Genomic DNA, 11575 nt, shown 5'->3' with positions numbered 1-11575 from the left:
GAAGGGAGAGGTTACATTGTTATCAGTATTACTAAAGTTAAAATGGTTTTTTAAAGAGCATTGGAAGAGATATAGTATCGCCATTGGAGCTCTTTTAATTGTAAATATAGTTGAAGTCATTCCCCCGAAAGTGTTAGGGGTTACGATTGATAATATAAAAACAGGAACGTTAACGAATGCAGCGATTATGCAATTTATTCTTATTTTAATAGGGGTTACGGTAATTGGATATGGTCTTACTTTCGTTTGGCAACATCAATTGTTTGGGGGAGCATTCGTACTGGAGAAGACGATGCGCTCTAAATTTATGGGGCATTTACTTAAGATGACACCGACGTTTTATCATAAAAATCGTACTGGTGATTTAATGGCGAGAGCGACAAATGATTTAAAAGCAATTGCTATGACAGCTGGTTTCGGTATATTAACGCTCGTGGATTCGAGTTTATATATGCTTACGATTGTCTTTATGATGGGATTTACAATCAGTTGGGAGCTTACATTTGCGGCACTTATACCGCTTCCGATTATGGCGTATGCGATGAACATATATGGAAAGAAATTGCATGAGAGATTTACAGTTGCGCAAGATGCGTTCGGAGATATGAATGATAAAGTACTTGAATCGATCGCTGGTGTGCGCGTTATTCGTGCATACGTACAGGAAAATGCAGATGTGGGAAGGTTTCATCATTTAGGAGATGACGTCTACGAAAAAAATATGAAAGTAGCAAGAATTGATGCATTATTCCAGCCGACGGTGAAAATGCTTGTTGGCCTTAGTTATTTAATCGGTTTAGTGTACGGCGCATATCTTGTATTTCAATCAAAGGTGACACTTGGTGAACTTGTTTCATTTAACGTGTATTTAGGGATGATGATTTGGCCGATGTTTGCAATTGGCGAATTAATTAATGTTATGCAAAGAGGAAATGCTTCGCTAGACCGTGTGAATGAAACGTTAGCGTATGAACCAGATGTCAAGGATCCGAAAAATCCAAAGCTTGTACAAGAGCCGGATTATATTCAGTTCGATGACGTTACCTTTTCATATCCTTCATCAACTGAAACAAATTTAAAAAAGGTTTCATTTACATTAAAACAAGGGGAAACGCTTGGGGTTGTTGGAAAAACAGGAAGCGGAAAAACGACGCTCGTACGCCAGCTTCTTCGTCAATACCCACTTGGAGATGGGGATATTGCAGTCTCTGATGTGACGTTAGATAACATAACGAATGAAAATGTACTCGGATGGATTGGGTATGTACCTCAGGAACATATTTTGTTCTCAAAAACAGCGAGGGAAAATATTTTATTCGGAAACCGAGAAGCGACTGAAGAAGAACTCGAGAAAGCGATTGAAATTGCGGCGTTTACAAAGGATTTAGAGTTTTTACCAGAAGGGTTAGAAACGCTCGTTGGAGAGAAAGGTGTTTCTTTATCGGGAGGGCAAAAACAAAGGATCTCGATTGCGCGAGCTGTTATTCAAAATCCGGAAATATTAATTTTGGACGATTCTTTATCAGCTGTTGATGCTCGTACGGAAGCAGCAATCATTGAAAATATAAGAACAGAAAGAAGCGGAAAGACGACAATTATTACGACGCATCGTTTATCTGCCGTACAACATGCGGATTGGATTCTCGTTATGGATGAAGGTGAAGTAATGGAAGAGGGTACGCATGAACAGCTTATTCAAAGCGGAGGCTGGTATGCGGAGCAGTTTGAAAGACAACAAGGTGAAAGTGAAAGTGCGGATAGTGGGGTGAAAATATGAGTGTTTCAAAACGATTGTTTCAATATGCGATGAAAGTGAAAGGGACGATTTTTGCAGCGATGCTAATGTTATTTATTTTCGTCATCGCAGAGCTTGCTGGTCCTTTCGTCGCGAAAACGATGATTGACGATCATATCGTTGGAATAGAGAAACCGTGGTATGAAACAGAAAAGAGTGAAGAGGCTGTTTCGTATAATGGCACCTTCTATAAGCGAAGTGATCGCTTTGGAGAAGGGGAGAAAAAAGGAAAAGAAGTACGTGTGATGCAAGTTGGTTTTCAATATTATTTTGTACCGAATAAAGTAAATCTGGAAGGGTCACGTACTGTAAAAGATGATATGATTACCGTCCAAAATGGTAAGGCAGTGCAAGTGTATAAAGCGAAATCATTAACGAAAGAAGAAGTGTTTGCGTTTTATAAACCAGAAATAAACCCCCTATTATTACTTGGTGGTGGTTATTTCGCTTTATTAGTAGTTGTCTCATTATTTGCATACGGAAAGCAATTTTTCCTACAGAAGGCAGCGAACAAAATTATTCAAATTATGAGGGAAGATGTCTTTTCTCATATTCAAACGTTGCCGATTCGTTATTTCGATCATTTACCAGCAGGGAAAATTGTATCGCGTGTAACGAATGATACGGAAGCCATTCGTGATTTATACGTAACGGTACTGGCGACATTCGTTTCTAGTATCATTTATATTATTGGGATATTCGCTGCGCTATTTTTACTCGATGTAAAATTGGCGACGTTATGTTTACTTATTATCCCGATTTTAATTGTTTGGGCAATTCTTTATAGAAAGTATGCGTCTGTATACAATCATAAAATGCGCTCACGTTTATCTGATATTAACGGAACAGTGAATGAATCTATTCAAGGGATGCCGATTATTCAAGCGTTTCGTCAAGAGCGTGAAACGAAGAAAGAGTTTGAAGAATTAAATGGCGATTATTTTAAATATCAAAATAAAATTTTGAATTTAAATGCAGCAACTTCTCATAACTTAGTTTCTGTATTAAGGAATATTGCTTTCACAGGTGTGATTTGGTATTTCGGTGGTGCTTCCTTAAGTGCTTCAGGCGTTATTTCTCTAGGGATACTGTATGCGTTCGTTGATTATTTAACACGATTGTTCTCGCCAATTACAAATATGGTAAATCAGCTTGCTAACTTAGAACAATCGCGTGTTGCATCAGAACGTGTTTTTGAATTGTTAGAGGAAAAAGGGGAAGCAGTAGAAGAGGAACGTATGCCTCGCTTACAAGGAAATGTAAAGTTTGATAATGTGTCGTTTTCTTATAATGGAAAAGATGAAGTGCTAAAAAATATTTCTTTTGAAGCGAAACAAGGAGAGACAGTGGCACTTGTCGGTCATACTGGATCAGGAAAAAGTTCCATTATGAATGTACTCTTCCAGTTTTACGAGTTTGAAAAAGGGAAGCTTACGATTGATGGTCACGATGTAAAAGAGATGCCGAAACAAGCAACGCGTGAACATATGGGAATCGTACTGCAAGATCCGTTTTTATTTAGCGGGACGGTCGCTTCTAATGTAAGCTTAGAGAATGAAAAAATTTCAGAAGATCGCATCGTAAAAGCATTGCGTGATGTTGGCGCTGAACGGTTTGCGAACAATATAGATGAAGAAATTACGGAGAAAGGAAGCACACTTTCAACCGGAGAACGTCAGCTTATTTCGTTTGCTAGAGCACTCGCTTTTGATCCAGCCATTTTAATTTTAGATGAAGCAACGTCTAGTATTGATACAGAAACAGAGGCGATGATCCAACAAGCGTTAGAAGTTGTGAAAAAAGGAAGAACGACATTTATTATCGCTCACCGTCTTTCAACAATTAAAAGCGCAGATCAAATTATTGTGCTTGATAGAGGAACGATTTTAGAAAAAGGCTCTCATGATGAACTAATGAAAAAGCGCGGGCTTTATTACGATATGTACAAAACGCAAATGGAAGGAAACCAGAGCGCTTAATATGTATGGAGGAGAACTTGTGATTTTCACAAGTTCTTTTTTAGTGAATCAGGGCTGTTAAATAAGAAGTATTGTTTTACCTTTTTCTTTATAAATGCTATATTAAAAAATGTTACTTATTTTTTGTATGTAGCGTTATTTTCCCCTTTTGTTTGATTATGAAGAAAAAGGATAAACTAAATAAGAACATTTTCATTGAAAAATTGTTCAAGATTGCATACAATCAATATAGTTTTTAAATTCCTATCAGAATACTTGGAGGATTACCATCATGAAAAAATTATTTTCAGTACTTGCAGTAACTACATTAGCAATCGGGATTGTAGCGGGCTGCGGTAAAGAAGAGAAAAAAGATACAGCTAATCAAGATGCGTTACAAAAGATAAAACAAAGTGGTGAACTTGTAATTGGAACAGAAGGTACATATCCACCGTTCACATTCCACGATTCAAGTAATAAATTAACTGGATTTGACGTTGAATTAGCAGAAGAAGTTGCAAAACGTTTAGGAGTAAAACCTGTATTTAAAGAAACACAATGGGATAGCTTACTTGCTGGTCTAGATGCAAAACGTTTCGACATGGTTGCGAATGAAGTTGGTATTCGTGAAGATCGTCAAAAGAAATATGACTTCTCTAGCCCATATGTTTCATCTTCAGCGGTATTAGTTATTGCGAAGGATAAAGATAAACCTGCTACATTTGCTGATGTAAAAGGATTAAAAGCAGCACAATCTTTAACAAGTAACTATGCAGATATTGCTAAGAAAAATGGTGCGGAAATCACGAATGTAGAAGGCTTTAGCCAAGCTGCAGAATTATTAAACACTGGCCGTGTTGATTTCACAATTAATGATAAATTATCAGTGTTAAATTATTTAGAAACGAAAAAAGATGCAAAAATTAAAATTGTAGATACAGAAAAAGAAGCGTCACAGAGTGGATTCTTATTCCGTAAAGGTAGCGACAAGCTAGTACAAGAAGTAAATAAAGCGTTAGAAGATATGAAAAAAGATGGTACGTACGATAAAATAGCGAAAAAATGGTTCGGTGAAAATGTATCTAAGTAGTGCGTTGGTTTCAGATCGATTGTCTACTTGGATAGATATTATGCAGTCTTCCTTCATGCCTATGCTGAAGGAAGCTGTATTTACGACAATTCCATTAACGCTTATTACATTTATTATCGGGATTATACTTGCGACGTTAACAGCGCTTGCACGTATTTCAGGTAGTCGTATTTTACAATGGATTGCTCGTATCTATGTATCTATCATTCGCGGAACGCCACTTCTTGTACAGTTATTTATTATTTTCTATGGTCTTCCAACTCTTAATATTGAAGTTGAGCCATATACAGCAGCAGTTATTGGATTTTCGTTAAATGTTGGTGCGTATGCATCTGAAATTATTCGTGCTTCTATCCTTTCAATCCCGAAAGGACAGTGGGAAGCAGCTTACACAATTGGGATGACATACCCGCAAGCATTAAAACGTGTTATTTTACCGCAGGCAACGCGAGTATCTATTCCGCCGCTCTCGAATACATTTATTAGTTTAGTGAAGGATACTTCATTAGCATCGTTAATTTTAGTAACAGAAATGTTCCGAAAAGCGCAGGAAATTGCGGCAATGAACTATGAGTTTTTAATTGTTTATTTCGAAGCAGGTCTAATTTATTGGGCAATTTGCTTCTTATTATCTATTGTGCAACAAATATTAGAAAAACGTTCAGAACGTTACACTCTAAAATAACCCTTTCATAAAAGGAGTTTTTGTTTTTATGATTTCAATTCAACATTTACAAAAAAGTTTCGGAGATAATACCGTACTAAAGCATATAGATTTATCAGTTGAGAAGGGGGAAGTTGTTGTTATTATCGGGCCATCGGGATCTGGTAAAACGACATTCTTACGTTGTCTCAACGTGTTAGAAACGCCGAACGCTGGTAATATTCGCATCGGTAATAAAGAGCTCGACTTCTCTCAAAAAGTATCGAAGAAAGATATTGTCAATCTTCGTACGCAAACAGGTATGGTATTCCAGCACCATAATCTATTTCCGCATTTAACAGCACTTCAAAATGTAATGGAAGGGCTCGTTACAGTGAAAAAGATGGGGAAAGAAGAAGCGAAGAAAAAAGCAAACTATTTCCTTGAAAAAGTTGGTCTTGCGGATAAAGTAGACTTATATCCGTTCCAATTATCAGGCGGACAACAACAGCGCGTTGGAATTGCTCGCGCGCTTGCGATGGAGCCGGAAGTATTACTATTTGATGAACCGACGTCAGCACTTGATCCTGAACTTGTTCAAGAAGTTCTGAAAGTAATGAAAGAACTTGCTAAAGAAGGCATGACGATGGTGATTGTAACGCACGAAATGCGTTTTGCGCATCAAATTGCGAACCGCGTTATTTTCATGGATGGCGGTGTCATTGTCGAACAAGGTACACCAGAAGATGTATTTACAAATCCAAAAGAAGAACGCACGAAGAAGTTTTTACAAATGTTGCAGTAAATGAAGGAAGGTCTCAAGGCATATGCCTTGAGACCTTTTTGCCATATATATTTATTTTTGGAATCCGCCAAGGCTTTGCTCAGCCATTGCAACTAGACGTTTTGTAATTTCTCCACCAACAGAACCGTTAGCACGAGCCGTAGAATCTGCTCCTAATTGTACACCAAATTCTTGAGCGATTTCGTACTTCATTTGGTCGATTGCAGCTGTTGCTCCTGGTACTACTAATTGATTTGAAGAATTTTGGTTTGCCATAGGAATATATCCTCCTTAGAGTTATAAAAATTTTTTTTGGTTGGACTAGCTGGATTTGAACCAGATTATCGCCCCGTTTGGCGCTAATCCATCGGTAATTAAGTTTGTACTCATAGTATGGATGTTACCTAGAAAGATATACGAAATAATAATTTGTAAATTTTGTAAAAAAATCTTAGTGATTTCGTAAATTATGAAATAAGTGTAATCGTTGTATTTTTTAGAAAGAAGGCTAAACTAAGAGCGATATGAAATATGTTTTTCTTTTTGTATCCCGCTATTGTGGGGCAAATCATTAACTTCTTATTTATGACTTACTAAAATTAAATCGGTAGCAACTTTATAGTTCTATTTTAAGTAGGGGGACAGGGCTCCGATGCACGGCTAGATGCTCTCTTCAATCTGCTTGTAAATGATAACGTATGGAGGAATCGTGATGGGAATTTGCCCGCTTTGCAACGCATTAGAATCACAAACATATTCTTGTCAAAATTGCCAAGGTATACTCCAAGATTATGGAAAAACTGTAGATTACATAGACGATTATAGTGCGTATATGGACCAAGAATTATTGAGTGCAGTAGATGGGTTAACACATAATAATTCAAATGAATACTGCAATCATATTTTTTATTGCGGAGTATGTAACGTGGAAACAGAGGTAGTAGTGAAACTTGTGTAAATAGAAAACTTCCACCTTATGAATGAGGTGGAAGTTTTTGTTTTTGTATTTGTGAGTGAATCATAGGGGATGGGATACGTTCGGTGTTTGTTGGAGTTCCGGATTTTATTTGAGACATTTTTTCTTTTGCATCGCGTAAAGAATGTTCAGTTAAGTAGATGGCATATTCGTAAAATAATTGGCGCGTCAGTTCACTTTGTTCTTTTAACTTTTCATCTTGGAATACAGTTCGCCCAGGTTTAGAGTTTGCTTCAAAGAGCCACGGGTTTTCTTGCGTGTCTAAACCGATATCAAAACCGATTTCTCCAATATTTCCGATTACTTGTTCATCGAGCGCGTAACTGATTTGTAAGGCTGTATGTTTTAATTTATTTTCAATTTGAACTTGTTTCGTTGAATCTGGAAAAAGTTCTTGCAGTAATTTTGTATCGCCACCGCTATTTACATGCGTTGTTAAGCTACCTTTGCCAGCAATTTTTGCAACGATTGCACTGACCATCCATTGGCCGAAATGATTTTTATTTGTATGAATGCGAAAATCAACAGGTTGCCCATCGAAGCGAAGTAAGGAAATACCTTGTTGTACGATAAACTTTTTTAAATCATGTCCTTTTAACACATGGTTCAGAAGCGTTTCTAATGATTGGTACTTTCTTAGTTTATTTTCTTCATTTTCGCGATAACGACAGTAGTAGCAATTCTCTGTTTGAGAGTAAAATATTTGATGAATGTTTCTCCCGAAGCTACCGTGTATCGGTTTCATGTAAACAGATTTATACGTGCCAAGAAAGCGTTCTACTTGTTCGAAATGTTGAAAAGCTTCCGTGTTTGGTAATAAGGGAGTAATGGATTCATCTTTCATAAGAAGTTGATGCACTTCCCATTTATTGAAAAACCCTGGGTTAAACCACGGAATGGAATAGTCATGCTCTAATTTTCTTTTTGCTCTTACGATCGGTTTATAATTTTCGGCTTTCCGATTTGGTAATCGATCATAAATGACATTCGGTAAAGGGACTTTTTTCTTAATCCACTGTTCCTCTTGAAAGAAATATCCTTCAATTGTTTCGTCTGCCCAGTTTATATGTTGCACACCAAAAACAAATACAAATGGTCGCAAGGTGAATGGTGGCGTTAGTAACTCGCTGAGAGAAGTTGAACGGTTTCCTAAAGGATTAGAAGAGTCATCGTTAAAACCAGTTGTGAAAATCCCGATTAATGGTCCGAAAATAATGGTTTCATTTTGCGTGAATGCATGGATAGTAGTGGAATGAGGAAGTAAAAGTTTCTCTGCAATTTGTTTTCCGATAATGATTTCGCGAGTAAAGGAATAATGAATTTTCACCTCTTCACTTGCAACATGGCGTACGCCGAAGGAAAGAGATGCAATTGGTGGTGTAATGGAAAAAATGTAAGGTAAAGTAATACTATTTGGATGCTCATCTGAAATGTTTAATGTATATATGTGCTCTTTCAAAATGGTGTTACCTCCTTTCATTATGGTGTGAAGCGACTAAACTTTAGTGGTCCGTGATATATTTTTTCGGCTAGTGCATCACTATGACGAATGTAATGTTCGTACGGGGGAATCGTGTTGACATACATAAGCCAAATTGCCCCTTTTTGATCCATAATGGTGGAAAGCTCTAGCTCGAATAACGAAGAATAAGATTCATCTAATGTTTGAAACACTTCATTGATAATGTCATGTAAAGCGTCCTGTAATAATTGTACACCGGTACTAGATAGTACGTATTTAATTTTTGAAAATGAATGCAGTGTAGCATCTTCAGTTGCCGAAAGTAAAAGTTGATTCGGAAATGAGCTTTTTTGTATAAATTGGCCGATAGCATTCCACTTTTGTTCTTTATTTTTTTGCAAAATGGTTCGAATATGGAGCGGGTATGTTAATTGATTTGGTGGTTGCAGCATTGTATGAATGATGTAACGTGCTGATCGTATGTTAGATTTGTACCAAGATATAAATTCATCTGTCCGTTTGATTGGAGTAGAAGTATGATAGTCATCATTTATCGTATCGATATGAAACGTTTTGTTTTTATAAGTGATCCGGTACAGACTTTCATTGGAATGTGTGTTAGTAGGCCGTATAATAATATCTTTTGTTTTTAATAACAGTTTGAAAATGTTTTGTATCGTTGCTATTTCAAATTTTGGTATATAAGGAGATAATTTTTTATTCGTGAGAAATAAATCATGAAGTTCGCTTAAGTCAATGAGTGTGTTATTTAAAAAGGTAGTGGTAGGACGGTTGTGTAATGAGTGAATAATTGATTTTGCTTTGTCGAAGTCTGTTTCCTCGTTAAAAGAAGAACGATCGTAAATATAAGAAGGAATAGGGAATATTTGCTCTTTCCATTTTCCTGTATCTGTATCATAAATAAGACCAGAGACAAGGTCTGTTTTAGGATCAATACCAAATGGCGTAAACTGGGCAACGACATTATGATAAAGCCGAGCGCGTTTAGCGATTTCGGTGTAATACATTTGCTCATAATGAGGGTGAGAAGTTAAAATACCGAGAACCAACGAAATCACTCCTTTACTAACAAAATGTTGGCATAATAGGCATAGCTATATATTGCAAATACGTTTTTATACCATTATACTTTTGTCCGTATGATGATATGCTATAGTTTTGGAGAAGCGAAAGGTTGATTGTAATGAATATATGGTTAAGTATGTTAACGACGACAGGGCTCGGAGCGATTATTGGAGGATTTACAAATCATTTAGCGATAAAAATGTTATTTCGTCCTCATCGCCCTATTTATATTGGAAAATTTCAAGTTCCATTTACACCAGGGTTAATTCCGAAGCGCCGCGATGAACTTGCTGTTCAATTAGGGAAAATGGTTGTCGAACATTTGTTAACGCCAGAAGGAATCGGAAAGAAATTAACAAATGAAGAGTTTCAAAAAGGTTTAATTCAATGGACACAAGTAGAAGTGGATAAAGTAATTACGAATGAACAGTCGTTACGACAAATGTTAGAAAAATGGAATTTAGTACATGTAGAAAAAGAGGCGACCGGGAAAATCGAACATGTGATTACAGAAAAAATAGAGGCATTTTTAGCAGAGTATTATACATATACATGGGAACAGGCTTTACCTCATTCTGTTCATGAAAAAATAGAGAATACAATCCCAAATGTCTCGGCATTTATTTTAGAGCGAGGAATTAGTTTCTTTGAAAGTGAAGAAGGAAAAGCACGTCTTTCAAAAATGATTGATGATTTCTTTGCTTCTAGGGGAACGCTACTTAACTTAGTCGGAATGTTTTTAGGGAATGTAAGTGTAGTAGATCGTGTGCAGCCAGAAGTTATTAAGTTTTTAGGGCAAGATGGCACAAAGCAACTTTTAACTGATGTACTGCAAAAAGAGTGGGAGAAGTTAAAAGGAAGAGATGTAAAAGAAGTAGAAACGTTTGTAGAAAAAGAAATGATTGTAAACTCCATATTGTCAGCAGTTAAAGTTGAAGAAACAGTGAGTAAATTTTTAAATCAATCTGTTCAGCAACTATGTGAGCCAGTTCGAGAAACAATTATGGAAAAGGTAGTCCCAAGTGCAGTAACGAAAGGCTTAAAGTGGGGGACAGAAAACGTAGAAAGTATATTAAACAATCTCCACCTTGCGGAAATTGTCCAGCAAGAAGTGTCTACATTTTCAACAGAGCGACTAGAAGATTTAGTGCTGTCCATTACAAAAAATGAGCTAAAAATGATTACGTATTTAGGTGCCTTATTAGGCGGAATGATTGGACTCGTGCAAGGGCTATTCCTGTTGTTCCTTATGTAGTAAAGATAAGTACATAGAAATAAAAGTGAAATTTCTTCACATCTCTTGCATAGTTTGATATGGTAAGAAGAGGTGCGTATGTAAATGCACTTAAAAGGCGGTGCGCATGATAAGCGCTAGCCTTCTAAAGGAGGAAAAATAAAATGACAAAAAACATTCATGATGTTGCATATGAATTACAAAAAGCAATCGCTGAAAACGAAGATTTCCAAACATTAAAAGCAAGCTACGCAGCAGTTCAAGCTGATGCAAATTCAAAGAACTTATTCGATGAGTTCCGCACAATGCAACTTGGCCTACAACAAAAAATGATGCAAGGTCAAGAAATCACTGAAGAAGATAACCAAAAAGCACAAGAAGTTGTAGCTCGCATTCAACAAGATGCTAAAATCACAAAGTTAATGGAAACTGAGCAACGTTTAAACATCGTTATCACTGACGTTAACAAAATTATCATGCAGCCACTTGAAGAATTATATAACGCGCAACAACAAGCGTAATAGTGGAAGACGCCCTTGTATAGGGG

11 protein-coding genes are annotated in these 11575 nt (G+C 36.7%); 8 read left to right on the top strand and 3 right to left on the bottom strand.

From position 1 onward, the window contains the following. Positions 1–16 precede the first annotated feature (16 nt). The 5 genes from DM800_RS00310 (at position 17) to DM800_RS00285 (ending at position 6291) form a co-directional block, all read left to right on the top strand. Entirely contained in the window at positions 17–1777 is a 1761-nt protein-coding gene (locus tag DM800_RS00310) for an ABC transporter ATP-binding protein (RefSeq protein ID WP_147786179.1), read from the top strand. Beyond that, positions 1774–3774 (top strand): ABC transporter ATP-binding protein, encoded by a 2001-nt coding sequence (locus DM800_RS00305; RefSeq protein WP_147786178.1) that lies wholly within the window; start codon positions 1774–1776, stop codon positions 3772–3774. Before DM800_RS00310 ends, DM800_RS00305 begins: the two co-directional genes overlap by 4 nt. 271 nt (positions 3775–4045) lie before the next feature. Next, positions 4046–4843, top strand: a complete 798-nt coding sequence (locus DM800_RS00295; protein WP_000732834.1) for an amino acid ABC transporter substrate-binding protein — start codon at positions 4046–4048, stop codon at positions 4841–4843. Continuing rightward, positions 4830–5528 (top strand): amino acid ABC transporter permease, encoded by a 699-nt coding sequence (locus tag DM800_RS00290; protein WP_033657688.1) that lies wholly within the window; start codon positions 4830–4832, stop codon positions 5526–5528. Before DM800_RS00295 ends, DM800_RS00290 begins: the two co-directional genes overlap by 14 nt. A gap of 28 nt (positions 5529–5556) precedes the next feature. Beyond that, complete coding sequence (locus DM800_RS00285; protein ID WP_147786177.1) at positions 5557–6291, top strand: amino acid ABC transporter ATP-binding protein; 735 nt, start codon at positions 5557–5559, stop codon at positions 6289–6291. Positions 6292–6342: 51 nt separating this feature from the next. On the opposite strand, the gene sasP is transcribed toward DM800_RS00285, so the two are convergent. Further along, positions 6343–6546, bottom strand: coding sequence for a small acid-soluble spore protein, SasP family (gene sasP / locus DM800_RS00280; RefSeq protein WP_000013339.1), 204 nt, complete (start codon positions 6544–6546; stop codon positions 6343–6345). A 436-nt stretch (positions 6547–6982) separates the two neighbouring features. Here sasP and DM800_RS00275 point away from each other — a divergent pair, with 436 nt between their 5' ends. Then, complete coding sequence (locus tag DM800_RS00275; RefSeq protein ID WP_046956678.1) at positions 6983–7228, top strand: hypothetical protein; 246 nt, start codon at positions 6983–6985, stop codon at positions 7226–7228. Positions 7229–7244: 16 nt separating this feature from the next. Here the strand turns inward: DM800_RS00275 and DM800_RS00270 are convergent, their stop codons facing one another. Together DM800_RS00270 and DM800_RS00265 are read right to left on the bottom strand one after the other, a co-directional pair. After that, positions 7245–8705: a YheC/YheD family endospore coat-associated protein gene (locus tag DM800_RS00270; RefSeq protein WP_147786176.1), complete on the bottom strand. Its 1461-nt coding sequence runs from the start codon at positions 8703–8705 to the stop codon at positions 7245–7247. Between the two features lie 20 nt (positions 8706–8725). Beyond that, entirely contained in the window at positions 8726–9778 is a 1053-nt protein-coding gene (locus tag DM800_RS00265; protein WP_147786175.1) for a YheC/YheD family endospore coat-associated protein, read from the bottom strand. A 125-nt stretch (positions 9779–9903) separates the two neighbouring features. Between DM800_RS00265 and DM800_RS00260 the strand changes: the two genes are divergently transcribed. After that, positions 9904–11049: a DUF445 domain-containing protein gene (locus DM800_RS00260; protein ID WP_147786174.1), complete on the top strand. Its 1146-nt coding sequence runs from the start codon at positions 9904–9906 to the stop codon at positions 11047–11049. A gap of 143 nt (positions 11050–11192) precedes the next feature. Further along, positions 11193–11549 carry a YlbF/YmcA family competence regulator gene (locus DM800_RS00255; RefSeq protein ID WP_147786173.1) on the top strand — a complete coding sequence of 119 codons (357 nt, stop codon included), beginning with the start codon at positions 11193–11195 and terminating at the stop codon, positions 11547–11549. Positions 11550–11575: the final 26 nt, after the last annotated feature.

The sequence above is a fragment of the Bacillus sp. AY18-3 genome (genome assembly GCF_008042305.1).
In the GTDB taxonomy this organism is placed as follows: Bacteria; Bacillota; Bacilli; order Bacillales; family Bacillaceae_G; genus Bacillus_A; species Bacillus_A wiedmannii.
The sequence above is the reverse complement of the archived record's forward strand: the minus strand, read 5'-3'. Positions and strand labels throughout refer to the sequence as shown.